At 62.6% G+C, this 26,863-nt stretch carries 27 protein-coding genes; 18 read left to right on the plus strand and 9 right to left on the minus strand.

The genetic code is table 11. The features are described from left to right. Window positions 1-15 precede the first annotated feature (15 nt). A complete protein-coding gene (gene sixA / locus ACJ8KE_RS00625; protein ID WP_004936230.1) occupies window positions 16-498 on the plus strand; it encodes a phosphohistidine phosphatase SixA in 483 nt (160 codons plus the stop codon). Window positions 499-566: 68 nt separating this feature from the next. Here sixA and smrB read toward each other — a convergent pair whose 3' ends face one another. Next, on the minus strand, window positions 567-1,097 hold the full coding sequence (smrB, locus tag ACJ8KE_RS00630; RefSeq protein WP_004936226.1) for an endonuclease SmrB: 531 nt from the start codon (window positions 1,095-1,097) through the stop codon (window positions 567-569). A gap of 170 nt (window positions 1,098-1,267) precedes the next feature. Here smrB and prmB point away from each other — a divergent pair, with 170 nt between their 5' ends. The 6 genes from prmB (at window position 1,268) to ACJ8KE_RS00660 (ending at window position 5,946) form a co-directional block, all read left to right on the plus strand. After that, on the plus strand, window positions 1,268-2,200 hold the full coding sequence (gene prmB / locus ACJ8KE_RS00635) for a 50S ribosomal protein L3 N(5)-glutamine methyltransferase (RefSeq protein WP_079452252.1): 933 nt from the start codon (window positions 1,268-1,270) through the stop codon (window positions 2,198-2,200). A 65-nt stretch (window positions 2,201-2,265) separates the two neighbouring features. After that, entirely contained in the window at window positions 2,266-3,351 is a 1,086-nt protein-coding gene (aroC, locus tag ACJ8KE_RS00640) for a chorismate synthase (protein WP_004936219.1), read from the plus strand. 5 nt (window positions 3,352-3,356) lie between these two features. Beyond that, window positions 3,357-4,184 (plus strand): penicillin-insensitive murein endopeptidase, encoded by an 828-nt coding sequence (gene mepA, locus ACJ8KE_RS00645; protein ID WP_033639752.1) that lies wholly within the window; start codon window positions 3,357-3,359, stop codon window positions 4,182-4,184. Between the two features lie 3 nt (window positions 4,185-4,187). Beyond that, a complete protein-coding gene (locus ACJ8KE_RS00650; RefSeq protein WP_016926853.1) occupies window positions 4,188-4,994 on the plus strand; it encodes a sulfite exporter TauE/SafE family protein in 807 nt (268 codons plus the stop codon). Window positions 4,995-5,074: 80 nt separating this feature from the next. Further along, window positions 5,075-5,632: an elongation factor P hydroxylase gene (locus ACJ8KE_RS00655; protein WP_016926854.1), complete on the plus strand. Its 558-nt coding sequence runs from the start codon at window positions 5,075-5,077 to the stop codon at window positions 5,630-5,632. Window positions 5,633-5,664: 32 nt separating this feature from the next. Next, complete coding sequence (locus ACJ8KE_RS00660; RefSeq protein WP_016926855.1) at window positions 5,665-5,946, plus strand: YfcL family protein; 282 nt, start codon at window positions 5,665-5,667, stop codon at window positions 5,944-5,946. Between the two features lie 41 nt (window positions 5,947-5,987). Here the strand turns inward: ACJ8KE_RS00660 and mnmC are convergent, their stop codons facing one another. Continuing rightward, window positions 5,988-8,009: a bifunctional tRNA (5-methylaminomethyl-2-thiouridine)(34)-methyltransferase MnmD/FAD-dependent 5-carboxymethylaminomethyl-2-thiouridine(34) oxidoreductase MnmC gene (gene mnmC / locus ACJ8KE_RS00665; RefSeq protein ID WP_442517056.1), complete on the minus strand. Its 2,022-nt coding sequence runs from the start codon at window positions 8,007-8,009 to the stop codon at window positions 5,988-5,990. Between the two features lie 170 nt (window positions 8,010-8,179). Here mnmC and fabB point away from each other — a divergent pair, with 170 nt between their 5' ends. Next, entirely contained in the window at window positions 8,180-9,400 is a 1,221-nt protein-coding gene (gene fabB / locus ACJ8KE_RS00670) for a beta-ketoacyl-ACP synthase I (protein ID WP_004936203.1), read from the plus strand. A 212-nt stretch (window positions 9,401-9,612) separates the two neighbouring features. Further along, the gene (locus ACJ8KE_RS00675) at window positions 9,613-9,834 is read left to right on the plus strand and encodes a hypothetical protein (protein ID WP_004936201.1); all 222 of its coding nucleotides are present in this window, start codon (window positions 9,613-9,615) and stop codon (window positions 9,832-9,834) included. Between the two features lie 52 nt (window positions 9,835-9,886). Here ACJ8KE_RS00675 and apbE read toward each other — a convergent pair whose 3' ends face one another. Continuing rightward, window positions 9,887-10,918, minus strand: coding sequence for an FAD:protein FMN transferase ApbE (apbE, locus tag ACJ8KE_RS00680; protein ID WP_147827604.1), 1,032 nt, complete (start codon window positions 10,916-10,918; stop codon window positions 9,887-9,889). Window positions 10,919-11,070: 152 nt separating this feature from the next. On the opposite strand from apbE, the gene ACJ8KE_RS00685 reads away from it, so the two are divergent. After that, window positions 11,071-12,183 (plus strand): SLC13 family permease, encoded by a 1,113-nt coding sequence (locus tag ACJ8KE_RS00685; protein ID WP_261419520.1) that lies wholly within the window; start codon window positions 11,071-11,073, stop codon window positions 12,181-12,183. Here the strand turns inward: ACJ8KE_RS00685 and pepT are convergent. Next, window positions 12,180-13,427, minus strand: coding sequence for a peptidase T (gene pepT, locus ACJ8KE_RS00690; RefSeq protein ID WP_306376887.1), 1,248 nt, complete (start codon window positions 13,425-13,427; stop codon window positions 12,180-12,182). The two genes, ACJ8KE_RS00685 and pepT, sit on opposite strands and share 4 nt — an antisense overlap. A gap of 217 nt (window positions 13,428-13,644) precedes the next feature. Between pepT and ACJ8KE_RS00695 the strand changes: the two genes are divergently transcribed. Next, on the plus strand, window positions 13,645-14,541 hold the full coding sequence (locus ACJ8KE_RS00695; protein ID WP_016926861.1) for an endonuclease/exonuclease/phosphatase family protein: 897 nt from the start codon (window positions 13,645-13,647) through the stop codon (window positions 14,539-14,541). A gap of 27 nt (window positions 14,542-14,568) precedes the next feature. On the opposite strand, the gene pdxR (ACJ8KE_RS00700) is transcribed toward ACJ8KE_RS00695, so the two are convergent. Further along, on the minus strand, window positions 14,569-16,002 hold the full coding sequence (pdxR, locus tag ACJ8KE_RS00700; protein WP_016926862.1) for a MocR-like pyridoxine biosynthesis transcription factor PdxR: 1,434 nt from the start codon (window positions 16,000-16,002) through the stop codon (window positions 14,569-14,571). A 93-nt stretch (window positions 16,003-16,095) separates the two neighbouring features. On the opposite strand from pdxR (ACJ8KE_RS00700), the gene ACJ8KE_RS00705 reads away from it, so the two are divergent. Next, on the plus strand, window positions 16,096-16,551 hold the full coding sequence (locus ACJ8KE_RS00705) for a rhodanese-like domain-containing protein (protein ID WP_016926863.1): 456 nt from the start codon (window positions 16,096-16,098) through the stop codon (window positions 16,549-16,551). A gap of 4 nt (window positions 16,552-16,555) precedes the next feature. Here the strand turns inward: ACJ8KE_RS00705 and flk are convergent, their stop codons facing one another. Then, the gene (flk, locus tag ACJ8KE_RS00710; protein ID WP_442517057.1) at window positions 16,556-17,584 is read right to left on the minus strand and encodes a flagella biosynthesis regulator Flk; all 1,029 of its coding nucleotides are present in this window, start codon (window positions 17,582-17,584) and stop codon (window positions 16,556-16,558) included. A 205-nt stretch (window positions 17,585-17,789) separates the two neighbouring features. Between flk and ACJ8KE_RS00715 the strand changes: the two genes are divergently transcribed. From ACJ8KE_RS00715 to ACJ8KE_RS00730, 4 genes are read left to right on the plus strand one after another with little or no spacing between them, the layout of a single operon-like run. Continuing rightward, window positions 17,790-18,152 carry a hypothetical protein gene (locus ACJ8KE_RS00715; protein WP_016926865.1) on the plus strand — a complete coding sequence of 121 codons (363 nt, stop codon included), beginning with the start codon at window positions 17,790-17,792 and terminating at the stop codon, window positions 18,150-18,152. A gap of 49 nt (window positions 18,153-18,201) precedes the next feature. Then, the gene (locus tag ACJ8KE_RS00720) at window positions 18,202-20,238 is read left to right on the plus strand and encodes a protein-disulfide reductase DsbD family protein (protein ID WP_116403460.1); all 2,037 of its coding nucleotides are present in this window, start codon (window positions 18,202-18,204) and stop codon (window positions 20,236-20,238) included. Continuing rightward, entirely contained in the window at window positions 20,235-20,951 is a 717-nt protein-coding gene (locus ACJ8KE_RS00725) for a DsbA family protein (RefSeq protein ID WP_016926867.1), read from the plus strand. Before ACJ8KE_RS00720 ends, ACJ8KE_RS00725 begins: the two co-directional genes overlap by 4 nt. Beyond that, window positions 20,944-21,444, plus strand: a complete 501-nt coding sequence (locus tag ACJ8KE_RS00730) for a protein disulfide oxidoreductase (protein ID WP_016926868.1) — start codon at window positions 20,944-20,946, stop codon at window positions 21,442-21,444. Before ACJ8KE_RS00725 ends, ACJ8KE_RS00730 begins: the two co-directional genes overlap by 8 nt. On the opposite strand, the gene pdxR (ACJ8KE_RS00735) is transcribed toward ACJ8KE_RS00730, so the two are convergent. Continuing rightward, window positions 21,441-22,907 carry a MocR-like pyridoxine biosynthesis transcription factor PdxR gene (gene pdxR, locus ACJ8KE_RS00735; protein WP_442517058.1) on the minus strand — a complete coding sequence of 489 codons (1,467 nt, stop codon included), beginning with the start codon at window positions 22,905-22,907 and terminating at the stop codon, window positions 21,441-21,443. The two genes, ACJ8KE_RS00730 and pdxR (ACJ8KE_RS00735), sit on opposite strands and share 4 nt — an antisense overlap. A gap of 172 nt (window positions 22,908-23,079) precedes the next feature. On the opposite strand from pdxR (ACJ8KE_RS00735), the gene ACJ8KE_RS00740 reads away from it, so the two are divergent. Further along, complete coding sequence (locus ACJ8KE_RS00740) at window positions 23,080-24,075, plus strand: DMT family transporter (protein ID WP_274985014.1); 996 nt, start codon at window positions 23,080-23,082, stop codon at window positions 24,073-24,075. 156 nt (window positions 24,076-24,231) lie between these two features. Beyond that, complete coding sequence (locus ACJ8KE_RS00745; protein WP_079452188.1) at window positions 24,232-24,861, plus strand: CatB-related O-acetyltransferase; 630 nt, start codon at window positions 24,232-24,234, stop codon at window positions 24,859-24,861. A gap of 34 nt (window positions 24,862-24,895) precedes the next feature. On the opposite strand, the gene ACJ8KE_RS00750 is transcribed toward ACJ8KE_RS00745, so the two are convergent. Together ACJ8KE_RS00750 and ACJ8KE_RS00755 are read right to left on the minus strand one after the other, a co-directional pair. Next, the gene (locus ACJ8KE_RS00750) at window positions 24,896-26,413 is read right to left on the minus strand and encodes a tripartite tricarboxylate transporter permease (RefSeq protein WP_016926872.1); all 1,518 of its coding nucleotides are present in this window, start codon (window positions 26,411-26,413) and stop codon (window positions 24,896-24,898) included. 11 nt (window positions 26,414-26,424) lie between these two features. Beyond that, on the minus strand, window positions 26,425-26,856 hold the full coding sequence (locus ACJ8KE_RS00755) for a tripartite tricarboxylate transporter TctB family protein (RefSeq protein WP_016926873.1): 432 nt from the start codon (window positions 26,854-26,856) through the stop codon (window positions 26,425-26,427). Between the last annotated feature and the right edge of the window lie 7 nt (window positions 26,857-26,863).

The raw sequence follows: 26,863 nt of genomic DNA on the forward strand, positions 1-26,863 counted from the left end.
CAACAGCGGTGCAATATGCAAGTTTTGATTATGCGTCACGGAGAGGCGGCGCTCGAGGCAGCCAGCGATGCGGTAAGGCCCCTTACCCTGTGTGGCCGCGACGAGTCCCGTCAGATGGCGGCCTGGTTGAACACCAAGTCTGTGGATATTGAACGCGTGCTGGTCAGCCCCTATCTGCGGGCCGAACAGACGCTGGCGACGGTGCGTGAAGCCTTGACGCTGCCGGAGGGCGAAGAAGTGCTGCCCGAGCTGACGCCGGGCGGCAACGCCGAACAGGTCGGCAGCTATCTTCAGGCGCTGGCGATGCAAGGGGTGAGCTCGGTGCTGATCGTGTCGCACCTGCCGCTGGTGGGGTATCTGGTGGCTGAACTGTGCCCGGGCGAGTGCCCGCCGATGTTCGCGACCTCGGCGATTGCCAACGTCGATCTGCCGGCCGACGGCAGCTACGGCAAGTTTGAATGGCAGGTCAGCCCGTCGCAGGTGATGGCCAAAGTGTGAACCGCGGATGCGGTGCGGAATAAACTCAGGGCGATGTCTGACATCGCCCTGAGTCGTTTTTGCAGGAACTACTCGGCCAGTTCCACCAACAGCAGGATGGCGGCGTTGCCGCCCCATTCCTTCGGCGCCTGGTGGAACGCCAGCACGTCGGGATGCTGCGCCAGCCACAGCGGCGTTTGCTGTTTGAGGATGTGCTTGCCGTGCCCGTGCATCACGCAGGCGCAGTGCACGTGCTCGCGTTTGCAGGCGGCGATCAGCGCCCCCAGCTCCTGCTTGGCCTGCAGCTGGGTCAGGCCGTGCAAATCAAGAAACAGTTCCGGCGAATAATCGCCGCGTCGCAGCTTCTTCAGCTCATACGGGCTGCTGCCGGGGCGCACGTAGCGCGTCGGGCCTTCCTCTTCCAACTGCGGCTGGTATTCATCTGAAAAATAATAGCTGGCATCGACCTGCTCCTGCAGCAATCGCTGCGGCGCAATCTGTTTGACCTTGGGCTTCGGCGGGCGGTGGACGATGGTGTCCTGGCGCAGCTTTTTCGCGCCCGCCACCGACTCTCTGAAGAGCTGTTGTTCGTCTTTGCTCAGAGGGGGCTTGTTCTTCATGCTTCATTCACCGGAAATCGTTTATTTCGCTAGTTTACCTTGTGAATGAGCGCTGTCGACGCAAAACTCGGGCCAGAGTGAAAAGCGCGAGGGGCAAGCGTGATTTGTCGCGGGCTTCATGGCAAACTATGCGGCTAAATCATGAAACACAGCGCCTGCCGGAGGGCAAATTGGACAAAATTTTCGTCGACGAAGCAGTGAACGAACTGCACACCATTCAAGATATGCTGCGCTGGACGGTAAGCCGCTTCAACGCCGCCAATATCTATTATGGTCACGGAACCGATAATCCGTGGGACGAAGCGGTGCAATTGGTGCTGCCAAGCCTGTTCCTGCCGTTGGACATTCCGGAGGACATGCACACCGCCCGTCTGACTTCCAGCGAGCGCCATCGCATCGTTGAGCGCGTGATCCGCCGCGTCAACGAACGCATCCCGGTCGCTTACCTGACCAACAAGGCCTGGTTCTGCGGCATGGAATTCTACGTCGACGAGCGCGTGCTGGTGCCGCGTTCGCCGATCGGCGAGCTGATCAACGATCGTTTCAGCGCGCTGATCCCGCACCCGCCGCGCCATATCCTCGACATGTGCACCGGCAGCGGCTGCATCGCCATCGCCTGCGGCTACGCTTTCCCGGAAGCGGAAGTGGACGCGGTGGACATCTCCAGCGAAGTGCTGGCGGTAACCGAGCGCAATATTCAGGCGCACGGCGTCGAACATCAGGTGATCCCGATCCGTTCCGATCTGTTCCGCGACGTTCCCGCGATCCAGTACGATCTGATCGTCACCAACCCGCCGTACGTCGATGCGGAAGACATGTCGGATCTGCCGCAGGAGTTCCGCTTTGAGCCGGAACTGGGCCTGGCGGCGGGCAGCGATGGCCTGAAGCTGGTGCGCCGCATCCTGGCCTGCGCGCCGGACTACCTGACCGACGACGGCGTGCTGATTTGTGAAGTGGGCAACAGCATGGTACATCTGATGGAACAATATCAGGACATTCCGTTCACCTGGCTGGAGTTCGAAAACGGCGGCGACGGCGTGTTCATGCTGACCAAACAGCAGTTGGTGGATTGCAAGGAACACTTCAGCCTCTATCGCAGCTAAGCCGCATTTCCAAGGCCCGTATGGCGGGCCTCATAACGATAAAAGACTAACGGTAAGGAGCCGTGATGGCAGGAAACAGTATTGGGCAGATTTTCCGCGTCACCACCTTCGGTGAATCTCACGGGGTGGCGCTGGGTTGTATCGTCGACGGCGTGCCGCCAGGCATCCCGCTTACCGAAGCCGATTTGCAACACGATCTGGACCGCCGTCGTCCGGGCACCTCGCGTTACACCACCCAGCGTCGCGAACCGGATCAGGTGCGTATTCTCTCCGGCGTATTCGAAGGCGTGACCACCGGTACCAGCATCGGTCTGATCATTGAAAACACCGATCAGCGCTCGCAAGACTACAGCGCTATCAAAGACGTGTTCCGTCCCGGGCATGCCGACTACACCTACGAACAGAAATACGGTCTGCGCGACTATCGCGGCGGCGGCCGCTCTTCGGCGCGTGAAACCGCCATGCGCGTCGCGGCGGGCGCTATCGCCAAGAAATACCTGCAGCAGAAGTTCGGCGTGCAGGTGCGCGGCTATCTGGCGCAGATCGGCGACGTGACCTGTGAGCTGAAAGACTGGGATCAGGTCGAGCAGAACCCGTTCTTCTGCCCGGATCCGGACAAGCTGGAAGCGCTGGACGAACTGATGCGCGCGCTGAAAAAAGAGGGCGACTCCATCGGCGCCAAGGTCAGCGTGATCGCTGAAAACGTGCCGGTTGGCCTGGGTGAGCCGGTGTTTGACCGCCTCGACGCCGACCTAGCGCACGCGCTGATGAGCATCAACGCGGTGAAAGGCGTGGAGATCGGCGACGGGTTCGCCGTGGTGACCAAACGCGGCAGCGAAAACCGCGATGAAATCACCCCGGAAGGCTTCCAGAGCAACCATGCCGGCGGCATTCTCGGCGGCATCAGCAGCGGCCAACCGGTGATCGCGCATCTGGCGCTGAAGCCGACCTCCAGCATCATGGTGCCGGGGCGCACCATCAATCGCCAGGGCGAAGCGGTGGAAATGGTGACCCGCGGTCGCCACGATCCGTGCGTGGGCATCCGCGCCGTGCCGATCGCCGAAGCGATGATGGCGATCGTGTTGATGGATCACCTGCTGCGCCAGCGTGCGCAAAACGGTGATGTGGTTTCCGACGTGCCGCGCTGGTAATCGCCATGAAAAACTGGATGTTGGGCCTGCTGGCCCTGACGGCCTCCGCTTCCGCCATGGCGCTGACGCCGTGGCAGAAAATCGACCATCCGGTGGCCGGCGCGCCGCAGGCGGTGGGCGGTTTCGCCAACGGTTGCGTCATCGGCGCGCAGCCGCTGCCGCTGAACTCACCGAACTACCAGGTGATGCGTACCGACCAGCGCCGCTATTTCGGCCACCCGGATCTGCTGGCGTTCATTCAGCGTCTCAGCAGCCAGGCGAATCAGAAAGCGCTGGGTACGGTGCTGATCGGCGACATGGCGATGCCGGCCGGCGGGCGCTTCAGCAGCGGCCACGCCAGCCACCAGTCGGGGCTCGATGTCGACATCTGGCTGCAGTTGCCGCGCCAACGCTGGAGCGCGCAGCAATTGCTGAAGCCGCAGCCGATCGACCTGGTGTCGGGCGACGGCAAGCAGGTGGTGGCGCGCCAATGGCAACCGCAAATTGAGTCGCTGATTAAGCTGGCGGCACAGGATGCGGAGGTGACGCGCATCTTCGTCAATCCGGCGATCAAGCAGCGCCTGTGCCTGGATGCCGGCGCCGATCGGGCCTGGTTGCACAAGGTGCGGCCGTGGTTCGGCCACCGTGCGCACATGCACGTGCGCCTGCGTTGCCCGGCCGGCAGCCTGGAGTGCCAGGAGCAGGATACGCCGCCGCCGGGCGACGGCTGCGGCGCCGAACTGGCGAGCTGGTTCGTGCCGCATCAGCCGAACGCGAAGCCGGGCAAACCCGTGCCGCCGCCGTTACCGCCGACCTGTCAGGCATTGCTGGATCACCATTTCTCAGCGGAATAACACATGGACTGGTTCGTCATTGGCCCCGAGATGCTCGGGGTGTTGTTTGCGGTAGCGCTGCTGGCGGGGTTTATCGACTCCATCGCCGGCGGCGGCGGGTTGCTGACGGTGCCGGCCCTGCTGGCGGTGGGGGTTCCTCCGGCGCAGGCGCTGGCGACCAATAAGTTGCAGTCGGTCGGCGGCTCCTTCTCCGCCAGTCTGTACTTCATTCGTCGGCGAGCGGTGAATCTCAACGACCAGAAGCTGACGATTTTTCTGACGCTGATCGGCTCGATCGCCGGCGCCATTTTGGTGCAGCACATGCGCGCCGATTTACTGCGGCAGATGTTGCCGCTGCTGGTGATCGGCATCGGTCTCTATTTCTTGTTGATGCCGCGACTGGGTGAGGAAGATCGTCAACGCCGCCTTGGCGCCTTGCCGTTCGGGCTGGTGGCCGGTGGTTGCGTCGGGTTTTACGACGGCTTTTTCGGCCCCGGCGCCGGTTCATTCTACGCGTTGGCCTACGTGACGCTGTGCGGTTTCAACCTCGCGAAGTCCACGGCGCACGCCAAAGTGCTGAACTTTACCTCCAACGTCGGCGGGTTGGCGCTGTTCATCATCGGCGGTAAGGTGGTGTGGAGCATCGGTCTGGTGATGTTGGTGGGGCAGGTGCTGGGGGCGCGTCTGGGCGCGCACATGGTGCTGACCCGCGGCCAGAAATTGATTCGGCCGATGATCGTGATCGTTTCGCTGGTGATGAGCCTCAAGCTGCTGTACGACAATCACGGCGCGGAAATTCAGCAGTGGTTGACCGCCTTGATGCACGGTTAAAGATGAAAAGGGGGCGCTGCTTACGCGCCCTGTCTTATCGGGTATAATGGCCTCTTTATTTTTGTGGTTATAGAGTTTTTATGTCAGACACGCAGACCCGTCATCGCTATGAACAGCTGATCGAGATCTTCAATCGCTGCTTCAGCGATGACTACAACACTCGCCTGGTGAAGGGCGACGACGAACCCATTTACCTGCCGGCCGACGATGAACTGCCGTATCACCGCATCGTGTTCGCCCACGGTTTCTACGCCAGCGGCCTGCACGAAATCTCGCACTGGTGCATCGCCGGTGAAGCGCGCCGTCAATTGGTGGACTTCGGTTATTGGTATTGCCCGGACGGGCGCGACGCGCAGACCCAGAGCGAATTCGAAGCCGTGGAGATAAAACCGCAGGCGCTGGAATGGATGTTCTGTGTGGCGGCCGGTTTCCCGTTTAACGTCAGCTGCGACAACCTGAATGGCGACTGCGAGCCGGATCGCATTGCGTTCCAACGCAAGGTGCGCGACCGGGTATTGACGCTGCTGGAGCAGGGAATACCCACAAGGCCTGCGCGCTTTATTCAGGCGCTGCAATCGTTCTACAATACGCCACCGTTGGCGGCCGAGCATTTTCCGTATCCGGAAGATCTCAACTGACGCCACAGTCCGTTATTTAATGAGGAAATTTGATGATCGCAGAATTTGAAGCGCGCATTTTGGCGCTGATTGATGACATGGTAGAGCACGCCAGCGATGATGAACTGTTTGCCGGTGGCTACCTGCGCGGTCATCTGACGCTGGCGGTGGCCGAAGCGGAAGAGCAGGGCGAACACACCGCTGAAGCGCTGAAAGCGCGGGTGGAGGAGAGCCTGCACAAGGCGATCGCCGCCGGTGAACTTTCGCCGCCGGATCAGATCCTGGTGCGCGGCATGTGGGAAAACCTCTATCAGGCTGCCACCCCTGCCGCCTGACCGCCATGCCGGGGCGCGATCGCCGCGCCCCTCCGGGTTGATTAAACCGCACGTCCCTTCAGTAATTTCCGCACCCACATCCGATTCGGATTCAACGCCGCCAGCAGGCGCGCATCGCCCGGCAACGGCTCGCCGAACAGCTGCGCCGCCAAAATTTCCGCCGCCAGCGGCGCCGAGCTCAGCCCACGCGAGCCTAACCCGCCGATAGCGAACAGGCCGGGATAGACCGGCGCATCGGCGACGGTTTCGCCGCGCTGATTTTGCCGCTGCAAATCCTGATACTGCGTCAGCGTGGCCTGATAGTCCGGCAGCGCGCCGACCATCGGCAGATGATCGCGGGTGGCGCTGCGCACGCCGCAGCGCGCCTGGCGTGCGCTGACGTCCACCTGCTGCGGCCAGGCCTGCTCCGGCAGGCAGCGCAGCAGGCGCTCGCGGTTTTCCTGTTGCTCCTGCTCGCGGTAGTCGGTGGCGATGTCGCCGCGCTGATAGCTGGCGCCAATGCAGTGCTGGCCGTTGTTGGCATTAATCGGCGTCAGGTAGCCGTCGTAGCACAAGACTTGCTTCAGTTGACCGAGGGCCGGCGAGGTCGGGATATGCGACACCTGCCCGCGTACCGAATACAGCGGCAGGGCTTCCGTCGGCGCCAGCTCGGCCAACCGATGGCCGTTGGCCAGGATCACCGTCGCATGGCGCCGGCTGTCGCCGTTGGCGAAATCGATGCGCCAGCCGTTTTCTTCCTGCGTCAGCCTCTGTGCATCGTGCCGGTAGCGGCAGACCAAGCCCTGGCGCTGCGCCAGCGCGATAGCGCCGCGCGTCAGCTCGGCCGGGCACAGCCAGCCGCCTAGCGGGTAGGTGATGCCGCCAAAGCCGGTATCGACGCCGCAGCGTTCGCTGAGCGTCTCGCGGTCGGCCGCCATCGCCAAGGCCTGCGGCCAGTCGGTTTTCAGCATATTGGCGATCTTGGCGCTGCTCTTTTCGTCATAGGCCAACTGACTGACGCCGCACCACTGGTGATCGAAGGCGACGCCTTGTTGCAACAGGGCGTCGTATTGGCGGCGGGCGAAGGGAAACGCGGCGCTGAAGAAACTCTCCAGCGCGTCGCCGCTGCCGTTCAGCAAAGGATAAATCGTGCCCTGGCGGTTGCCGGATGCGCCTTCGGCCGCCTGTTCATCGGCGCAGTACAGCGTGACGGTGGCGCCGCGCCGCAGCAATGCCAGCGCAGTGAGCGCGCTGGCGACGCCGCCGCCGATCAGGGCGATGTCGGCGGTGTTGTCCGCCGCCGGGCGTCGATACCAGGGCGCTGGGTGTGCGGCGGGCTGCGCATCGGCCGGGAGCTCGCCGGCGAGCATTTCACGTTTTTGGCCGAAGCCTTTGCAGCGGTTGACCTGAAAACCGGCCTGTTGCAAGCCGCGGCGCACGAAGCCGGCGGCGGTAAAGGTGGCGAAGCTGCCTCCCGGCCGGGCGAAACGCGCCATGGCGGCGAACAGTTGATCGGTCCACATGTCGGGATTTTTTGCCGGCGCGAAGCCGTCGAGGAACCAGGCATCCACCTGGTTATTCATGCTGGCGTCAAACTGCGGCAGCAGATCGTTGACGTCGCCGAACCACAGATCGAGCGTAATGCGGCCTTCGGCTAACAGCAGGCGATGGCAACCCGGCAACGGCAGCGGCCATTGGGCGCGCAGTTCGTCGGCGTAAGGCGCCAGCTCCGGCCAGCGCGCATGCGCCGCCGCCAGGTCAGCCTGCTGCAGGGGAAATTTTTCGAAGCTGATAAAGTGCAGGCGCTGCAGCGTTGCGTCCGGCTCGGCCTGGCGAAAGCCGGCGAAGGCCTGCCATAGCGTGAGGAAATTGAGCCCGGTGCCAAACCCGGTTTCCGCCACGACAAACAGCGAGCGCGGGTGGACGGCGAAACGCTGCGGCAGCCGATTGCCGTGCAGGAAGACATAACGGGTTTCTTCCAGCCCATCCTGATTGGAAAAATAGACGTCATCAAACTGTTTCGAAACAGGTGTACCCTGTTCGTTCCAGGTTAGCGTTGCGGTTTGGATGGGGGCGTGGTTCACGGTCAATGGCTCGAAATTCAAGGGATGCCGCGAATTCTAACGGCGCTGGCGCCCTGGCGCAAACTGGACAACAATAAAGCTGAAAAACGCTGATCGGACTTGTTCGGCTTACATCTGTACGCTAAAGTGCGATGCAAAATCCCGTAGGTAAATAGTGGAAGAGGTATTGAATGAAACGTGCAGTGATTACTGGCCTGGGAGTTGTCTCCAGCATTGGTAATAACCAGCAGGAGGTCCTGGCGAGCCTGCAGGAAGGACGTTCTGGGATCACTTTCTCCCAGGAACTGAAAGATTCCGGCATGCGTAGTCACGTATGGGGGCAAGTTAAGCTCGACACGACCGGCCTGATCGACCGCAAGGCGGTGCGTTTCATGAGCGATGCTTCCATTTATGCCTTCCTGGCGATGCAAGAAGCGATCGCGTCTTCCGGTTTGAAGGAAGAAGAGTATCAAAACAACCCGCGCGTAGGCCTGATCGCCGGTTCCGGCGGCGGTTCTCCGCGTTTCCAGGTGTTCGGCGCCGATGCGATGCGCAGCCCGCGCGGCTTGAAAGCGGTTGGCCCGTACGTGGTCACCAAAGCCATGGCTTCCGGCGTTTCCGCCTGCCTGGCGACGCCATTCAAAATCCACGGCGTGAACTACTCCATCAGCTCCGCTTGCGCGACCTCCGCACACTGCATCGGCAACGCGGTTGAGCAAATCCAGCTGGGCAAACAGGACATCGTGTTCGCCGGCGGCGGCGAAGAGCTGTGCTGGGAAATGGCCTGCGAGTTCGATGCGATGGGCGCGCTGTCCACCAAGTACAACGACACGCCGGAAAAAGCCTCCCGCACCTACGACGCCGATCGTGACGGTTTCGTCATCGCCGGCGGCGGCGGCATGGTGGTGGTTGAAGAACTGGAGCACGCGCTGGCGCGCGGCGCGCACATCTACGCAGAAATCGTCGGCTACGGCGCGACTTCCGACGGCGCCGACATGGTTGCACCTTCGGGCGAAGGCGCAGTGCGCTGCATGAAGATGGCGATGCAGGATCTGGACGCGCCGATCGACTACATCAACGTGCACGGCACCTCCACACCGGTGGGCGACGTGAAAGAACTGGGCGCCATTCGCGAAGTGTTCGGCGACAATACCCCGGCTATCTCCTCCACCAAGGCGATGACCGGTCACTCGCTGGGCGCCGCGGGCGTGCAGGAAGCGATCTACAGCCTGTTGATGCTGGAGCACGGCTTTATCGCGCCGAGCATCAACATCGAAACGCTGGATGAGCAGGCGGTCGGCATGAACATCGTGACTCAGCCGACTCAGCGCGAGCTGACCACCGTGATGTCCAACAGCTTCGGCTTCGGCGGCACCAACGCCACCCTGGTGATGCGCAAACTGGCGAAATAATCCCGCCTGAGCCTCACCTCGCCATCAAGCCCGCGTTTTCGCGGGCTTTTTATTGCTCAAAGCCCACTTGCCGGGCGCTCGGAGTTTTCCCAAATCACATCCCCTGACACATCATTACCTCGCCATTACACGCGTTGGGCATACAATAGCCTGGTAGCGTGATTATCGCTCGGCGTAGCTTTATAAAGTGATCGAACATTGAGGCAAGAAGTATGAAAAAGTTAATTGCGGTTGGGTTACTGTCGGCCGTGTTGGCCGGATGCGCCACCGATTCTCCCTGCGTGCCGGTCTACGATGACCAGGGGCGTCTGGTGCATACCAACACCTGCATGAAGGGCACCACTCAGGATAACTGGGAAACCGCGGGCGCGATCGCCGGCGGCGCGGCGGCGGTTGCCGGTCTGACCCTCGGCATCATCGCGCTGACCAAGTGATCGGCGCGGAACAGGACTAAGCCCGGCCATGGCGTGCCGGGCTTTTTTTATCTCACTGCACCAAAAACGCTTTGAACTGCGGCGTCATCACGGCGCTGAAACCGTCGTCGGTTTTACTGATCAGGTAGACCGCCAGCCCTTTCTCTTCCGCGAGCTGCAACGCTTTCTCCGTGCCCAGCACCATCAGACCGGTATCCCAGCCGTCGGCCTCGAGCGCGGTCGGGGCGATCACCGTGGCGGAAACCAGCCGGTGGTTGATCGGCCTGCCGGTGGTCGGATCGATGACATGGGAGTAGCGCTGGCCGTTTTGTTCAAAGTAGTTGCGGTAGCTGCCGGCGGTGCTGATGCCGTAACCGTGCAGATCAACCAGCGCCTGCACCGCATTTTCACGATCGGTCGGCTTTTGGATCGCCACCCGCCAGGGTTTGCCCTGGCCGTTGACGCCGCGCGAAGAGACCGCGCCACCGACCGATACCAGGTAGTTGGTAATGCCGTTGCGGTTCATCAGGCGCACCAACTCATCCGCGCCATAGCCTTCGCCCAGCGTTGAGAGATCGACATACATGTCCGGCAGATCTTTTTGCAGCCACTCCCCGCGGTTGTCACTGATCAGCTTCAGGTGCTGCAGGCCGGTGCGCTGCTTCGCCGCGTCGATCTGCGCCTGTTCCGGCACCTTGACCGGATGTTTGTCTGGGCCGAATCCCCACAGGTTCACCAGCGGGCCGACGGTGATATCCATGGCGCCGCCGGTATCGCGGCCGATGCGTTGAGCCATCAACACGATGTCCGCCATGCCGCGTGGGATCGGCTGCGGCCCGAGGCTGGCGCTGCGGTTAAACCGCGACAGCACTGAATCGGCGCGGTAGGTAGAGATATCGTCGTTGGCCCGTTCGAGCACCGTGTCGATCTGCCGCTGCAGCTCTTGTTTGCCGATCGCGACGTCACCGCTGACCTTAACGCTGTAGAAGGTGCCCATGGTCTTGCCGTCGATATCGATTTGCGGGCGGGAGGAGGCATCGTCGCAGGCGGCGAGCAGGGCGCATAAGGCGCTCAGCAACGCCCCTTTGGCGAACAGGGAAGCCATAACATGTCCTTTGAAAACGAGAAAGCCGCTACAAATAAAGTAAAGCGCGGCAAATGAAAAGCGGATAAAGGTAAAATAGCATTTTGCTGGCGCTGAAGCCGCGTCTGAGCTAACGTCTGCCCATTCTTTTCGGTGAGGTTCACGCAGCCACCATGAGTTCAACCGCCATTTCTCGGTTTATCCACCCCTTTATCAAAGATCGCTTCTTGCATGCATTGTTGCTGGCCGGCGTGGCGATGTTCGCTTTTCATCCGCAACCGCTGACAGCGCTGGGTGGTTTTATCGACGGCCGTACCCTCATCACCCTGTTGGGGCTGATGCTGCTGACCAAAGGCGTGGAGGTCAGCGGTTACTTCGATTTTGTCGGCCGCAAGATTATCAACCGCTTGCTCAGCGAACGGCGGCTGGCGCTGTTCCTGGTGTTTTCCGCCGCACTGCTGTCGTCGTTTCTTACCAACGATGTGGCGCTGTTTATCGTCATTCCGCTCACCATCACGCTGAAAAAGCTGTCGGCGCTGCCGGTTGGCCGCTTGATCATCTTCCAGGCGCTGGCGGTGAACGCCGGTTCGTTGCTGACGCCGATCGGCAACCCGCAAAATATCCTGCTGTGGAGCCGCTCCGGCCTCTCTTTCCTCGGTTTCATCGGCCAGATGGCGCCGTTTGGCGCCGCAATGATGTTGAGCTTGCTGGTGCTGACCTGGTTAAGCTTCCCGGCGCGCGACATTGTGAAAGCGCCGAATACCGAGGGGTATCCCTACCAGCGGCCGCTGTTGCTGAGCTGCGTAGGGCTGTATGCGGTTTTCCTGCTGAGTCTCGATTTCGATCTGCCGTTGTATGGGCTGTTGGCGGTGTTCGCCGGTTTCTTGCTGCTGGCGCGCCGGGTGCTGTTGCAGATCGACTGGAGCCTGATTTTCGTGTTCGCCGCCATGTTCATCGATGTCGGCCTGTTTACCCGTTTGCCGCCGCTTCAGCCGGCGTTCGCCGCCATCGCCGGGCTGAGCGAGGGCGGCGTGTATGCGTTGGGCGTTGGGCTGTCGCAGATCGTCAGCAACGTGCCGGCCACCATACTGTTGCTCAACTATGTGCCTTCCAGCGCTCAGCTGGCCTATGCGGTCAACGCCGGCGGCTTCGGGTTGGCGATCGGATCGCTCGCCAACCTGATTGCGCTGCGGATGGCGGGGGAGCGCATGATCTGGTTGCGCTTCCACTATTATTCGCTGCCGCTGTTGGTATGGGCCGCGTTGCTCGGTTGGGTGATGAGCTAAGCCGCTTGGCCGCTTTGCCGCGCGGCCAGCAGGCAAATGCTGCGGGTCACCTGATAGGATTTCACGAAGGCGCTGACGGGTAAAAACTCGAAGCGCGAGTGGAAGTTATGCGCGCCGGTGAAGTAATTGGGCGTCAGGATGCCGCGGCTGGAGAGCGCCGCGCCGTCGGTGCCGCCGCGCATCGGGATCACCTTCGGCGGGATGCCGTGGGCGGCGAGGGCGCCGAAGATCAGATCGATAGCGCGCCGGTCCTCGCCGATGGCGTTGCTGATGTTGCTGTAGATGTCGCTGACGCTGCAGCTGACGTTGGCGCGCGGATAGTTGGCCGCCACCTGGCGCACCGTCTCCTCAAGGCGGGCCTTGCGCGTCTCGAACGCCGCGCGATCGAAGTCGCGAATCGACACCTTCAGCGTCGCCTGATTGGCGTTGGCGGCCAGATCGGTGAACCAGAAATAACCCTCGCGCCCCTCGGTGTGCTCCGGGGTATCCTGCACGTCGAATCGGTTTATTATGTCGTTGGCGATGCGTATTGGGTTGATTAACACGTTTTTCGCCGACATCGGGTGGGCGGTCACTCCCTCGATGAGGATTTCCGCCGCCGCCGCGTTGAAATTCTCGTATACCACTTCACCCAGTTCGCAGCAGTCGATGGTGTAGGCGAAATCGACGGGGAAGCGCTGCAGATCCAGCGCCTTGGCGCCGCGCAGGCCGATTTCTTCGTCCGGCACGAACGCCACCACGATATCGCCGTGGCGATCGGCCGCGGTCAGGTTGGCCAGCAGCGTCATCACCACGGTGACCGCCGCCTTATTGTCGGCGCCCAGCACGCTGGTGCCGTCGCTGAACAGGATCTCTTCGTTCCGGTAGGGCAGGATCTCCGGATGCTCGGCGACCCGCAGCCAGATGTCTTGCTCGGCGTTCAGACATAAATCTTCGCCGGTGAAGCGCAGGCGCTGCGGGCGAATCTCGGGCGAGAGGCCAACGTCCACGGTGTCGATATGCGTGATGAAGCCGATGCGCGGCGCGCCGGGTTGGGTGCCGGGCTTGCGCGCGGTCACGGTGGCGTGCTCGTCGATTTGCACGTCGGCCAGGCCGAGCCGGCGCAGCTCGTCCGCCAACAGTTGCGCCATCTCATGCTGCCCCGGCGTGCTGGGCAGGGTGGCTGCGGCGGCGTTACTCTGGCTGGTCACCGCCAGATAGCGGAAGAAACGTTCGGTAAGCTGTTCGGCAATCGGGCTGGTCATCGGAACTCCTCGCGGTTGGCAATCTACCGGTTTTAAAACGAAATCAGCCGTTTGTCCAACGGTGCAATGCGTAAACCGCCAGAATGCGAAGTATCGCGCAGAAACGAAAAATAGCGGTGCAACTAGGAAATAGTCGCAGGTTTCTGCGGCAAAATCGGTATTAGCTGTGGGCCGGGATGCGCCCACATAACACTTATCTGTCCCTCAAGGAGAATTCATGCACACCGGTCACGCTCTGCTTATCACCTTACTGTCCCTGGGTATCTCTCACAGCGCCTGGTCGTCTGCCGATACCGGGCACGCCAACAGCAACGCCAACAGCCGCGAGGTGGCCAGCGCGTTGGGCGGCCTGAAGAACAAAACCTACGAACTGGAACAGGCGCCGAAGATCCGCGTCGCCAGCTTCAATATCGCCGCCGGCAAGGTCAGCGATATGACCGCCATCGCCAAGGCGATTCGCGCGATGAACGTCGACGTGGTGGCGCTGCAGGAGGTGGATAAACTCACCGCCCGCAGCGGGCGGGTCGATCAGGCGGCGGAACTGGCGAAGCTTACCGGCATGCAGGCGGTGTTCGGCCGGGCGATCGATTTCGACGGCGGTGAATACGGCCTGGCGTTTCTCTCGAAGTATCCGCTGCACGATGCCGTGATCTATCCGTTGCCGTCCGGCCAGCGCGAGCAGCGCATCGCCTTCAGCGCCAAGGTCGATGTGCCGGAGTTCCCGACGCCGATCACCCTGTTCAACACCCACCTCGATACCAAGGAAGATCCGACGATGCGTCTGGATCAGGTACGGGAGCTGAACGATCGCACCATCGAAGTGCGCGGCATCAAACTGCTGTTCGGCGATATGAACGACGTGCCGGGCAGCGTCACCTGGCTGGAGCTGAGCCGCTATTGGAACGATATCATGCCCAACGGGCAGGACGGCCGCAGCTGGCCGGCGGAAAACGCCGAAATCAAGGTGGATTACATCTTTAGCGGCAATGCGCAGCGTTGGCATCTGGACAGCCTGACGGTGCCGAACGCCAGCGGCGATTGGAACGGCGTGCACTGGCCGGCGGTGAGCGATCACCTGCCGCTGGTGGCGGAGATGCGCCTGACCGAGCAATAAGCCGGCCGGCGTCTCTCCGGGGCAGGGCTAAGCCGCGGCGATCCGCGCCAGCCGCTCGACGGCGCTGCGGATCTCGCCCGGCGTCAGGGCCGAAAAGCCCAGCAGCCATCCGTCGCGCTGGGCCTGAACCGTTTGGTATTGCGCAGTTAACCCGGGCGTAAGGACGCCGAGCCGCCGCGCCTGCCGGCTGAGCGCCGCCTCCTGGCCGGGCGGCAGCCAGACGCTGAGCTGCAGGCCGCCGGCGGCGGGAGCGGGTGTGGCGAAGTGGCCGAGTTTTTCGCGCACTGCCGCCAGCAACACATCGCGCCGGCTATGGTAGAGTTGGCGCATGTAGCGGATATGCGCGGCGAAGTGCCCCTGGCGGATGAATTCGGCGGTGACCGCCTGCATCAGCTGCGCGCTGTGGCCGTCATACACCGTGCGCGCGGTGACGAACGCTTCAACCAGCGTGGGCGGTACGATCAGGTACGCCAACCGCAACGAAGGGAACAGCGATTTGGAAAAGGTGCCGAGGTACAGTACCCGGCCACGGCGATCCAGGCCCTGCATCGCCGGTATCGGCAGGCCGTCGTAATGAAACTCGCTGTCGTAATCGTCCTCAATGATCCAGGCCTGCTGCCTTTCCGCCAGCGTCAGCAATGCCAATCGGCGTGCCAGGCTGAGCGCTGCGCCGGTTGGGTATTGGTGCGAGGGCGTCAGATAAATCAAACGCGGCTCGGGCAAGGAGGGCTCAGCGTGCAGGCCGTCGCCGTCTACCGCCACCGGCGTCAGGGCGGCGCCGGCGCTGATAAAGGCGTTTCTCGCCCCGGCGTAACCCGGTTCTTCCATCCAGACGCTGTCGCCGCTGTCCAGCAGCAACGTGGCGATCAGCTGCAGCGCCTGCTGCGAACTGGTCAGCACGATAACCTGGTTTGCATCGCAGATTACGCCGCGCGTTTGGTTGACGTGGGCGGCAATCGCTTCACGCAGCGGCAAATAGCCCTGCGGGTCGCCGTAGCGCAGCAGGCTTTCCCCCTGTAGCCGCAGGCGCTGCGCGGTCAACTGCTTCCACAAGGCCAGCGGAAACGCGCGCAGATCCGGCGAGCCGGCGGCAAACGCCTGTGGCTGCTGCGGATCGCGGCAGCCGCCGGTTTGCACGATCTGTTGGCCGCGCTGCGAAAGGCGCGGCAAGCCGGAGCCGGCTGCCGGCGGCGGTGATTTGGCGATGGTAATCGCCACAAAGGTGCCCTGGCCGACGCGGCGCTGCAAATATCCTTCCGCCTCCAACTGGCCGTAGGCTGCTTCGACGGTCACCCTTGAGAGGCTCAGATCCCCAGCCAGCACTCGGCTGGAGGGCAGGCGTTGCCCAATGCTCAATGCGCCGTGGTGGATGGCTTGCCGCAATGCCGCGCACAAACGATCGCGCAGTGTGCCGACGGCCTGGGGCGATTGCTGAAACAGCGTGATCAGCGTGTGCCGCATAATGGGTCTTATCATCTGTGGATAATGGGTATCAATCATAAGACCAAAATGGGGCACTATTGTCATCTGTCTTGATGCACGGGAGTAAGTGATATGTCGAAAGAATCATTGGTGCTGGCTTTTCCGCCGGCGGCGCCGGAAGAGAGTTTGGCCTACCTGGCGGCCAAACTGAGCCGCTATGCGGATGCCTGGGATGTGGCGGAAGATCTGCGCAAAGGCGTGGACGGGATAGTGGTGATCGATACCCGCGCGGAGGCGCTGTACGCCGCCGGGCATATTCCCGGCGCGTTCAGCTTGCCGCATCGCCTGATGGATGAAGCCGGCACGGCGCATCTGGATCGTAAAAAGGTGTATGTGACCTACTGCGACGGCATTGGCTGCAACGGATCCACCAAAGGCGCTTACAAGCTGGCGAAACTGGGATTCAGGGTGAAGGAGCTGATCGGCGGGCTGGACTTCTGGCTGCGCGATGGCCATCCATTGGCCATCGGAGAACAGCCGGGATCGCTGCGCGATCGGGCGGCTGCTGAGGACTGTGGCTGCGCCTGAGGCGTTAAAACACCAGCGCCAGCACGACCGCCAACGCCAACAGCAACAGGATCAGCGCCACGGCCGGCTTGCTGAGCGCTTTCTGCAGCGGCAGAGGCAGAGCGGCGATCAGCGGGTTGAGCAGCGGATGCGGTTCGACAGGGTGGCTGGCGATCGGCTGCGCCTGGCCGGCTTTATCCAGACGGCGGGCAAACAGCTGATGAATGGCGTCGCTCATTTGCGGGTGCGTCAGCGGTGCATTGGCGCCGCAGTTGAAGCGCGCCTGGCAATAGTCGTTCATCTGCTGCAGTTCTTGCTCATCCGCCGGCTGTTTTAGCGCCGCCAGCAGGTTGTTCAGCGTCGGCGCGTTCTGCGGGCTGAGCGCCACCTTCACCTGTAAAAACTGGTTCAGCAGCTGGAAGTGGCGCGCCGGCAGCGGATCGTTGGTTTTCACGCCCGCCAGATCGAACAGCGTTTGCCAGATTTTAGCCGGCGCTTCGCCGGTCGCGGCGCTGAGTTTGGTGATCTGCTGCTGCAGGCTTTGATGCTCTGCGGGCAGCAGCGGGCGATCGCTGGTGGTGGTTTGCTGCGGCTGGGGAATGGTCAGGCCGCCGGTCTGCAACAGATTCAGCACCTGTTGCAATTGCGGTGGGCTCAGCTGGCTCAACACCGTATGGCCGAACTGCTGGCGAATAAAGTCGCTGACCGCCTGGCGGTTATTGCCCTGCGGCAGCAATTCGGCCAGCTGTTGCAGCAGTTGGCGCCCGGCATGGTTTTGTTGCGCCTGCGTCAGGCGCGTTTGCAGCAGCTGTTCCGCCGGTTGAAAATGGCGCGCCAGCAGTTCGCCGCCTTTGTTGGCGCCGAGATCGTGACGCAGAGACGCCCAGATCTCCGCCGATTTGGCCGGGCTGAGCGTCATGATTTTCACGATCAGTTTTTCCAGCGTCGTGCGCTGCGCCGGAGAGAGAGGTTGATCGTCAGTGGCCGCCGTTTTGCCCGGGGAGGGGGGGCGTTCGCCGGCGATTGGGGTGCCCGGCCCACTCAAAGGTTGCATATCACCAGTCCTTCGCTGTGTATCCCCGCAGTGTGCCTGGAGGAGAGAATCGTCATCGTACCCGGCGAAAAGCGCAGGCTTACCGTCTATGATACCTGTAAATCGCCGCCATCAATACCGCCGCTCAGACATTTCTTTACCGACAAAACGTTGCTAAACGCGTCTGCGTCGCTAAGATAACCCCAGATCTGAACATGAGGATGGCATGGTTAAACGGCAGCGGATTGCAAAATGGTTTTTATGCCTGGCTTGCCTGGTGGTGCTGACGTGCATGACCCAGCGCATGGCGGGCTTGCATGCGCTGCAGCAAACGCTGGGGATCCCGGCCGCCACTGCCGTGCAATCCAGCGACGCCGCCGCCGAAGCGCAGCCGACGCCTTGTGAACTGAGCGCCAAATCATTGCTGGCCGCGCCGCCGGTAATGTTTGAAACCGTGCTGTTCGGGCTGGGTCTGCTGCTGGCGCTGTTGTCGCCGACCATTGCCGCGCGTCTGCGCATTCCTCCTCCCCGCGCCATTTCACCGCCCACCCTCAGGGTGCACCTTCGATTATGCGTATTCCGTGAATGAGTTAATCGCCCGTTTTTCGCGGTGAATTAATCATTTATGGAGAATTAACATGTTGAAAATTATCAGGCTGGCCTGCGCTTGCCTGTTTATGCTGTGGCTGCCTGCCTTGCAGGCGGCGGACAGCGGCTGGCTGCAAAATCCGGCCAACGATCATGCCAAGGTGCGGCTGCGCGCCGACACGTCACAGCCGGGAGAGACCCGCCTGCTGCTGTCGGTCGAGCTGCAAAAAGGCTGGAAAACCTACTGGCGCTCTCCAGGCGAAGGCGGCATCGCGCCGGCTATCGTCTGGCAGGGTAACCCGCCGCCGGCGACCTGGCACTGGCCGACGCCGCAGCGTTTCGAGGTGGCCGGCATTTCCACCCAGGGCTATCACGATCGGGTCACGCTGCCGATCGTGATGCCAGGCCAGGTGTCCGGCCCGCTGGCGGGTACGCTGACGCTGTCCACCTGCAGCAACGTCTGCATTCTGACCGACTACCCGTTCAGTCTGGATCTGACCACGCCGAACGATCCGCAGTTTAACCATGACTTCGCGCAGGCAATGGGGCAGGTGCCGATCGCCGCCGGGTTGGCGGAAAGCGTCAAGGCCGGGTATCGCAGCGGCGAGCTGCAGATTTCCGCCGAACGCGCCGCCGGCTGGCAACAGCCTGCGCTGTTCTTCGATACGCTGGCGGATGCCGATCTCGGCAAGCCGCAGGTCGAGACCGACGGCGCTCAGCTGTTGGCGCGAGTGCCGGTCAGCGATGGCTGGGGCGATGCGGCGCCGGACCTGCGCGGCAAAACGCTGACGTTGGTGATCGACGACGGCGGCATGGCGCAGCAGATAACGCTGCCGATCGGCCAGCCGCTGGCCGCGCCGGCCGGTGCGGCGTTCCCGCTATGGCAGGCGGTATTGATGGCGCTGGCGGGCGGGTTGATCCTCAATCTGATGCCGTGCGTCCTGCCGGTGCTGGGCATCAAACTCGGCTCCATCCTGCAGGTGGAGCGGCGCGATCGGCGCAGCGTTCGTCTGCAGTTTCTGGCGTCGTCGCTGGGCATCGTCGCCTCGTTTATGGCGTTGGCCCTGCTGATGACGCTGCTGCGGCTCGGCAACCACGCGCTCGGCTGGGGCATTCAGTTCCAGAATCCGTGGTTTATCGGCTTTATGGTGCTGGTGACGCTGCTGTTCAGCGCCAACCTGTTCGGCCTGTTCCATCTGCGACTCTCATCCGATCTGAATACCTCGCTGGCGACCCATAACGGGCACGGTCTGAGCGGCCATTTCTGGCAGGGCGCGTTCGCCACGCTGCTGGCGACGCCGTGCTCGGCGCCGTTTCTCGGCACGGCGGTGGCCTTCGCGCTGGCGGCGTCGCTGCCGGTGCTGTGGGGCATGTTCATCGCGCTCGGCATCGGCATGAGTCTGCCGTGGCTGCTGATCGCCGCCTGGCCGTCGCTGGCGCTGCGGTTGCCGCGCCCCGGCCGCTGGATGAATACCGTCAAGCTGGCGATGGGATTGCTGATGCTGGCGTCGTCGCTGTGGTTGCTGAGCCTGCTGAGCAATCATATCGGCGCGCAGGCCACGCTGTGGCTGGGGGCGCTGGCGTTGCTGGCATTACTGCTGGCGGTGTGGCGCCAGCAAGGGGCACGGTTGGCGGCCAAGCTGGCGGCGGGCACGTTGGTGCTGGCGGGCGCGGCCTTGCTGGCCGGCTCGCTGACCGCCGGTCTGTGGCGTCAACCCTTGCAGGATCGGGTGCAGTGGCAACCGCTGAGCGAACAGGCGATCGCCGAGGCGCTGGCGCAGCATAAGCGGGTGTTCGTCGACGTGACCGCCGACTGGTGCGTGACCTGCAAAGCCAACAAATTCAATGTGCTGCTGCGCGATGACATACAGCGGGCGTTGAGTGCCGATGATGTGGTCGCGCTGCGCGGCGACTGGAGCCGCCCGTCGGCCGACATCAGCGCCTTCCTGCAAAGGCGCGGCAGCGTCGCCGTGCCTTTCAACCAAATCTATGGCCCCGGCAGCCCGGACGGTGAGGTGTTATCCCCGCTGTTGACCCGTGACGCCGTGCTGCAAACGCTTTCCCATGCCAAAGGAACCGAACAATGAAAAAACTACTGATTTTACTGATGATCATCGCCACCCCGGTGTGGGCCGCCGAGCCTTTCACCCCGGCGCAAGAGGCGCGTATCAAAGAGATGATCCGCGAAACGCTGGTGTCCAACCCGGACATTCTGGCGCAGGCGGTGGACGCCTGGCAGCAGCAAACCGCCAGCCAGCAAATCAGCCAGGCTATCAAGCAGAACGCCAAAACGCTGTATCAGGATCCGGCCAGCCCGCGACTGGGCGCCGCCAACGCCAAACTGACGCTGGTGACCTTTACCGACTATAACTGCCCGTACTGCAAGCGGTTTGATCCGATGCTGGAGAAGATCGTCAAGCAATACCCGGATGTGGCGCTGGTGGTGAAGCTGCTGCCGTTCAAGGGCGAAAGTTCGGTCAGCTCGGCGCGCGTGGCGCTCACCACCTGGCAGCAGCACCCGGAGCAATTCTGGGCCTTGCATCAGCGGCTGATGGCGAAAAAGGGCTTCCACGACAATGCCAGCATCGCCGCCGCGCAGGAGAAAACCGGCGTCAAGGCGGTGGCGCCGAGCGAACAGAGCATGACCACGCTGCGCAGCAATATGGCGTTGGCTGAGCAACTGGGCGTACAAGGAACGCCGGCGACGCTGATCGGCGATCGGATGCTGCCGGGAGCGGTGTCGTATGAAGAGCTGGAAACGATGGTGAAGCAGCAGCTGGCGAAGGCCAACAATGGCTAAGCTCAAGCGCTGGGGGCGCGAGTTGCTGCTGCTGGCGCTGATCGCATTGGCGGTGGTCACGGTGATGGATTGGCTGAACGCGCCGCAGGCGCCGCCGGCCTTCGATGCCCAGACGCTGACCTCGCTGGACGGCGAGCGCGTGTCGTTGGCGCAGCTTAGCCATGAGCGGCCGCTGCTGGTTTACTTTTGGGCCAGCTGGTGCGGCGTTTGCCGTTTCACCACGCCGGACGTCGCCCGCTTGCAGGCGGAGGGCGGCAACGTGCTGACCGTCGCGCTGCGCTCGGGCGACGATACCCAGGTGAAACAGTGGCTGGCGCGTAAACGGCTGGCGCTGCCGGTGGTCAACGATCCGGCCGGCGCGCTGTCGGCGCAGTGGCGGATTGGCGTGACGCCGACCTTCGTGGTGATCTCGCAGGGCAAGGTGGTGCAGAGCACCACCGGCTGGACCAGCTACTGGGGGATGAAGCTGCGGCTGTGGTGGGCCGCCGTCTAACCGGCGCTTTTCTCCGCTATCACTTCCTCAATCGCCCGGCACAGCCGGGCGATACCTTCTTCAATCTGCGGCGGCGAGTTGGCGGCGAAGTTTAGCCGCAGGCCGTGTGCGCCCAGCTGTTCCTGCGCATAGAAGCATTCACCGCGGGCAAAGGTGACACCGTGCCGCCAGGCCGCCGGCATCAGTTCGGCGGTGGTCACCGTCGCGGGCAGCGTCAGCCAGATAAACAAGCCGCCTTGCGGCGTTTCGAAACGGCACCCCGGCGGCAGCCGCCGTTGCAACGCGTCGATCATCACTTCCAGATGCAGGCGATAGACGCGCCCGGCGCGCCGCAGCTGCTTATCGTAACGGCCGACGGTGACGAACGCGTCCAGCGCCCGCTGGATCAGGCTGGAACTGGTGAAGCTGTCGACGTGCTTCAGCCTGGCGAAACGCTGATAGTGTTCGCTGTCCGCCACCAGATAGCCGATGCGCATGCTGGGCAGCAGCATTTTGGAGAAGGTGCTGACGTAGATCACCGCGCCCGGCTGCGCCAGCGCGCGCAGCGACGGCAGTTGTTTGCCTTGATAACGCAGATCGCCGACGAAGTCGTCTTCCAGGATCACCACGCCGGCCTGTTGGGCGATTGCCAGCAGACGTCGCCGGCGCGTCTCGCTCAGGCAACGGCCGGTCGGGTTGTGGAAGTTGGGGATGGTGTAGATCAGTTTGGGGCGGTGGCGTTCCAACAACTCCGGCAGCAAATCCACCCGCATGCCGTGGCGGTCGCCGGGCACGGTGACGATATTGATGCGGTGCTGGCGCAGCAGACCCAGCGCTTCGGCGTAGGTCGGCTCTTCGACGATCACCGTATCACCCGGCGCCAGCAGGCTTTGCACCACCAGACTGATGGCATGCTGCGAACCGTTGGTGATCAGCACCTGTTCCGCCTGCGTGGGGATGCCCTGGGCGCTGAGGATGCGGCTCAGCGTATCGCGCAGCGGATAGTAGCCGCAGTATTCGCCGTAGCTGAAGGCCTCTTCCGCGTGGCGGCTGAGCACCGACAGCAGCACTTTGCGAAACGCCTCCAGCGGAAATATTTTGGGGCTGCCGACGCCGGCGGCGAAGTTGATCAGCCCCTCCGGCAGCGGGGCGTCGGCGTAGCCGTCCAGACGCGAGGTGAGGGTGGTGAAGCTCTCCAGCGGGAAAGGGGCGTCGCTGGTCGGGCGGGCCGGGCGCGTTTGCGCCTGCGGGTGCGCGACATAGGCGCCGCTGCCGCGCCGCTGATGCAAAAAGCCCTTGGCCGCCAGCTCGGCGTAGGCGTTATCCACCGTTAAACGGCTGACCGCCAGCTCGATCGCCAGCGTGCGCGTCGAGGGCAGCTTGTCGCCATCGACGAACACGCCGGTGAGGATGGCGCGCCGCAGCGCTTCTTCGATCTGTAAATAGAGCGGAACGTCCTGTTCGCGATCTAACGGGATGTGCATGCGAAATTGGCCCGGTTAGGGAGAGATATTTTCACTATACCCCATGTCAACAGGGCTTCAAGCGCAGAAAAGTGGCCTGCATGACAACGCCGCAAAGTGGCTATAGTGAGAAAAAATGGCCGCGTTACACTCTGTGCCTGAGTATTTATGTCGCCATTTCTCCGAGGATCTCATGTCATTACCGTCAGGCGTTTCCGCCCGGCCGGCGCTGCCCGGCGCGCGCCTCTTTCAGGGCAGCAGCCAGGGGTACGTCATCGCCATTATCAGCGCCATGCTGCTGGCCTTTACCGCCATCATCATCCGCGCGCTGACCGAGTATTACCACCTGCCGACCTTCGTGCTGGCGTTCTGGCGCGCGGCGCTGGTGGCGTTGGTGTTGTTGCCGCTGCTGTTGCTGGTGAAACCGCAGTGGGCGCGTCTGCGCCGTGAGCAGGTGGTGTTCTACGCGCTTTACGGGCTGCTGCTGGCGCTGTTCAACAGCCTGTGGACGCTGTCGGTGGCGCTGAACGGCGCGTCGGTGGCGACCATTCTGACCTACTGTTCGGTGGGCTTTACCGTATTCCTCGGCTGGGTGATGTATAGCGAACGCCTGACGCTGCGCCAATTGCTGGTGATCGCCATCAGCCTGGGCGGCTGCTTCCTGGTCAGCAACGGCGACAGCATGGGGAACAGCCACTTCGATCTGCTGGGGCTGCTGGTGGGGATGCTGTCGGGCATCGGTTATACCCTGTATACCCTCGGCGGGCGGGTGGCCAGCGAACGCGGCTATCCGGTGTGGAACACCATCCTGTACGTGTTCGGGTTTTCGGCGCTGTATCAGCTGGCGTTCAATGCGGCGCTGACGGCGTTCCCGTTGGCGGCGTTCCACGGCATGGCCGGCGATCTGTGGTTCCTGTCGCACAGCGCGCAGGGCATTCAGTGGAGCGGCTGGCTGTTGCTGCTGGCGTTGGCCGCCGGGCCGACGCTGCTGGGTTTCGGGTTGTATAACATCAGCCTGAAAACGCTGCCGCTGGCGGTAGCCAACCTGATCCTGTCGCTGGAGCTGGTGTTTACCGCGGTGATCGCCTATTTCCTGCTGGGGGAGAACATGAATCAGCTGCAGCTGCTGGGCAGCGCGTTGGTGATGGGCGGGGTGCTGCTGTTGAAAAGCAAGACCGTCGAGGCGTGATCGGTTAGCATTACGCCTCGCAAGAGAGGCGGTAATGATGAATAACCCGAGATTGAAACGAGCGCTTATCGCTTGAATGGCCGTGTTGAGTGAACGACAACACGGCCACAGACACTCCGTTCCGTGGCTTTTATTCCCGTAACAAGAGAATACGCCATGTCCGAAAAACACTGGTCCAACACTGAGCTGCTGCATCAGACGGTGACCAACCCGAATATTATCGTCAAAGGCACCCACAGCTACTACAGCGACTGCTGGGACAACGGCTTCGAACGCTCGGTGGTGCGCTATCTGCACGGCGACGCGGTCAGCCGGCAATGGCAGCCGCTGGGCGAAATAGACCGTTTGCTGATCGGCGATTACGTGTGCATCGCGGCCGAAGCGGTGATCCTGATGGGCGGTAATCACACCCACCGCATCGACTGGCTGAGCCTGTACCCGTTTATGGCAACCATCAAGCAGGCATACCGTCCCAAAGGCGATACCCGGCTGGGTGACGGTTGCTGGATCGGCATGCGGGCGATGTTGATGCCGGGGGTATCGATAGGCGAAGGGGCGATCGTCGCCGCCGGCAGCGTGGTGGCCGGCGATGTTGAACCTTATGCCATCGTCGGCGGTAACCCGGCGACGTTTATCCGTTGGCGATTCACGCCGGAAATCATCGCGCGGTTGCTTGCGTTGCGCCTCTATGACTTGTCCGAGGCGGACTTTGCGGTGATCCAGCCTCTGCTTGCCGATGACGATATCGGGGCGCTGGAAAAGGGAATTGCGGCCTTGCGCCGTTAAACATCACGGGCGGGGGATCCCCGCCCGTTTCGCGTTATTCGGCCTTGGCCTCAGCCGCCGGTTGGCGGCGTTTGCGCATCAGGCGCAGCAGCGGCGGCAACGCCAGCACCGCGACCGCCAATACCAGCAGCGTTTGCGCGATGCTGCTGCTCCACAGAATGCCGAACTCGCCGTTGCTGATCGACAGCGCGCGGCGCAGGTTTTGTTCCAGCATCTCACCCAGCACAAAGCCCAGAATCAGCGGCGACATCGGGAAATGCATTTTCCGCAGAATGTAGCCGAACACGCCCAACCCGACCATCAACAGCAGGTCGAAGGTGGTGCTGTGCACCGCATAAACCCCTACCGCCGACACCGCGGCGATCGCCGGCACCAGGAACCACAGCGGGATGGTCAGCATGCGGGTGAACAGGCCGACCAGCGGCAGGTTCATGATCAGCAGGATGACGTTGGCGATCAGCAGCGCGGCGATCAGCCCCCAGACGATATCCGGCTGTTCGGTGAACATCGCCGGGCCGGGGGTGATGTTGTACAGCGTCAGCGCGCCCATCATCACCGCCGTGGTGCCGGAACCCGGCACCCCCAGCGTCAGCATCGGAATGAACGAGCCGCAGGCCGAGGCGTTGTTGGCCGCTTCCGGCGCCGCTACGCCGCGAATGTCGCCCTTGCCGAAGGTGTCGCTGTTGCCGCTGATTTTCTTCTCGGTCATGTAGGTCAACGCGCTGGCGATGGTGGCGCCGGCGCCCGGCAGAATGCCGACGAAGAAACCGATCACCGACGAGCGCAGGGTCGGGCCTGCGCACTGCGCCGCCTCTTTACGGTTGAACAGCAGGCGGCCGGTTTTACGCACCAGCTTTTGCCCGGCGCTGGTGCTTTCCAGCATCAGCAGGATTTCGCTGACCGAGAACAGGCCGATCACCACCACGATAAACTGCACGCCGTCGGAGAGATGCACGCTGTCGAAGGTAAAGCGGTAAACGCCGGTGTTGGCGTCGACGCCCACCGTCGCCAATCCCAGGCCGATCAGCGCCGCCAGCAGCGATTTTAGCGGGTTCTGGCTCATCATGCTGCCGAGGCAGGCGATGGCGAACACCATCAGGGCGAAATACTCGGCCGGGCCGAAGGCCAGCGACCAGCGGGCCAGCAGTGGCGCGAACAGAATGATGCCGCCGATGGCGATCATCGAGCCGACAAACGAGCTGACCGCCGAGATGGACAGCGCCACGCCGGCGCGCCCCTGCTGCGCCATCGGGTAGCCGTCCAGCGCGGTCATGATCGCCGCCGCGTCGCCCGGCACGTTGAGCAGAATCGACGAGATGCGCCCGCCGTATTCGCAGCCGATATACACCGTCGCCAGCAGGATCAGCGCCGATTCGGCCGGCAGTTTGAGGGCGAACGCCAGCGGCAGCAGGATCGCCACGCCGTTGATCGGCCCCAGCCCCGGCAACAGGCCGACGATGGTGCCGACGAAGCAGCCGATCAGGGCGATAATCAGGTTCTGCGGCACCAGCGCCACTTCAAACCCTTGGGTCAAATACATCCAGGTATCCATCATCGCTCCCGTTAGCTCAGCCAGATGCCGAGCGGCAGTGTGACATCGAGAAGTTGGTCAAAGGCGTAGTACAGCGCTGCGCCCATGACGACGCCGGAGATGGCCGCCGCCGGCAGGCTGGCCTGAAACAACAGGCCGATGCTGAACGTCAGCAGCGCGGTCGCCAGCGGAAAGCCCAGCCATTCAAAGCCCCAGGCATACAGCACCAGGGTGATCACCAGCACCAGCAGCCGCTGCAGCACCTTGTGGTGCGGCCATTCCACCGCCTGTGGGCGGCGCAGCAGCAACAGGGCCGCGCACAGCGCCATCAGGCTGAGGATCGCCAGCGGGAACGGGCGCGGCCCCAGCGGTTCATAGCTGTATTCGCTTTGAATGCCCCAGCCGATGAACAGCCCGCCGATACACAGCAGCAGCCAAAAGCCGGCAAAAATACGATCGCTCATGGTTTTC

Origin of the sequence: Serratia sp. CY56464, from assembly GCF_052168435.1 — a bacterium.
GTDB lineage: Bacteria > Pseudomonadota > Gammaproteobacteria > Enterobacterales > Enterobacteriaceae > Serratia > Serratia marcescens.

What these genes read in the sequence shown, in the direction of transcription:
- sixA (WP_004936230.1), top strand. Translation starts at nt 16, where the DNA reads ATGCAAGTTTTGATTATGCGTCACGGAGAGGCGGCGCTCGAGGCAGCC.
- smrB (WP_004936226.1), bottom strand. Translation starts at nt 1,097, where the DNA reads ATGAAGAACAAGCCCCCTCTGAGCAAAGACGAACAACAGCTCTTCAGA.
- aroC (WP_004936219.1), top strand. Translation starts at nt 2,266, where the DNA reads ATGGCAGGAAACAGTATTGGGCAGATTTTCCGCGTCACCACCTTCGGT.
- mepA (WP_033639752.1), top strand. Translation starts at nt 3,357, where the DNA reads ATGAAAAACTGGATGTTGGGCCTGCTGGCCCTGACGGCCTCCGCTTCC.
- ACJ8KE_RS00650 (WP_016926853.1), top strand. Translation starts at nt 4,188, where the DNA reads ATGGACTGGTTCGTCATTGGCCCCGAGATGCTCGGGGTGTTGTTTGCG.
- ACJ8KE_RS00655 (WP_016926854.1), top strand. Translation starts at nt 5,075, where the DNA reads ATGTCAGACACGCAGACCCGTCATCGCTATGAACAGCTGATCGAGATC.
- ACJ8KE_RS00660 (WP_016926855.1), top strand. Translation starts at nt 5,665, where the DNA reads ATGATCGCAGAATTTGAAGCGCGCATTTTGGCGCTGATTGATGACATG.
- fabB (WP_004936203.1), top strand. Translation starts at nt 8,180, where the DNA reads ATGAAACGTGCAGTGATTACTGGCCTGGGAGTTGTCTCCAGCATTGGT.
- ACJ8KE_RS00675 (WP_004936201.1), top strand. Translation starts at nt 9,613, where the DNA reads ATGAAAAAGTTAATTGCGGTTGGGTTACTGTCGGCCGTGTTGGCCGGA.
- apbE (WP_147827604.1), bottom strand. Translation starts at nt 10,918, where the DNA reads ATGGCTTCCCTGTTCGCCAAAGGGGCGTTGCTGAGCGCCTTATGCGCC.
- ACJ8KE_RS00685 (WP_261419520.1), top strand. Translation starts at nt 11,071, where the DNA reads ATGAGTTCAACCGCCATTTCTCGGTTTATCCACCCCTTTATCAAAGAT.
- pepT (WP_306376887.1), bottom strand. Translation starts at nt 13,427, where the DNA reads ATGACCAGCCCGATTGCCGAACAGCTTACCGAACGTTTCTTCCGCTAT.
- ACJ8KE_RS00695 (WP_016926861.1), top strand. Translation starts at nt 13,645, where the DNA reads ATGCACACCGGTCACGCTCTGCTTATCACCTTACTGTCCCTGGGTATC.
- pdxR (WP_016926862.1), bottom strand. Translation starts at nt 16,002, where the DNA reads ATGCGGCACACGCTGATCACGCTGTTTCAGCAATCGCCCCAGGCCGTC.
- ACJ8KE_RS00705 (WP_016926863.1), top strand. Translation starts at nt 16,096, where the DNA reads ATGTCGAAAGAATCATTGGTGCTGGCTTTTCCGCCGGCGGCGCCGGAA.
- flk (WP_442517057.1), bottom strand. Translation starts at nt 17,584, where the DNA reads ATGCAACCTTTGAGTGGGCCGGGCACCCCAATCGCCGGCGAACGCCCC.
- ACJ8KE_RS00715 (WP_016926865.1), top strand. Translation starts at nt 17,790, where the DNA reads ATGGTTAAACGGCAGCGGATTGCAAAATGGTTTTTATGCCTGGCTTGC.
- ACJ8KE_RS00720 (WP_116403460.1), top strand. Translation starts at nt 18,202, where the DNA reads ATGTTGAAAATTATCAGGCTGGCCTGCGCTTGCCTGTTTATGCTGTGG.
- ACJ8KE_RS00725 (WP_016926867.1), top strand. Translation starts at nt 20,235, where the DNA reads ATGAAAAAACTACTGATTTTACTGATGATCATCGCCACCCCGGTGTGG.
- ACJ8KE_RS00730 (WP_016926868.1), top strand. Translation starts at nt 20,944, where the DNA reads ATGGCTAAGCTCAAGCGCTGGGGGCGCGAGTTGCTGCTGCTGGCGCTG.
- pdxR (WP_442517058.1), bottom strand. Translation starts at nt 22,907, where the DNA reads ATGCACATCCCGTTAGATCGCGAACAGGACGTTCCGCTCTATTTACAG.
- ACJ8KE_RS00740 (WP_274985014.1), top strand. Translation starts at nt 23,080, where the DNA reads ATGTCATTACCGTCAGGCGTTTCCGCCCGGCCGGCGCTGCCCGGCGCG.
- ACJ8KE_RS00745 (WP_079452188.1), top strand. Translation starts at nt 24,232, where the DNA reads ATGTCCGAAAAACACTGGTCCAACACTGAGCTGCTGCATCAGACGGTG.
- ACJ8KE_RS00750 (WP_016926872.1), bottom strand. Translation starts at nt 26,413, where the DNA reads ATGGATACCTGGATGTATTTGACCCAAGGGTTTGAAGTGGCGCTGGTG.
- ACJ8KE_RS00755 (WP_016926873.1), bottom strand. Translation starts at nt 26,856, where the DNA reads ATGAGCGATCGTATTTTTGCCGGCTTTTGGCTGCTGCTGTGTATCGGC.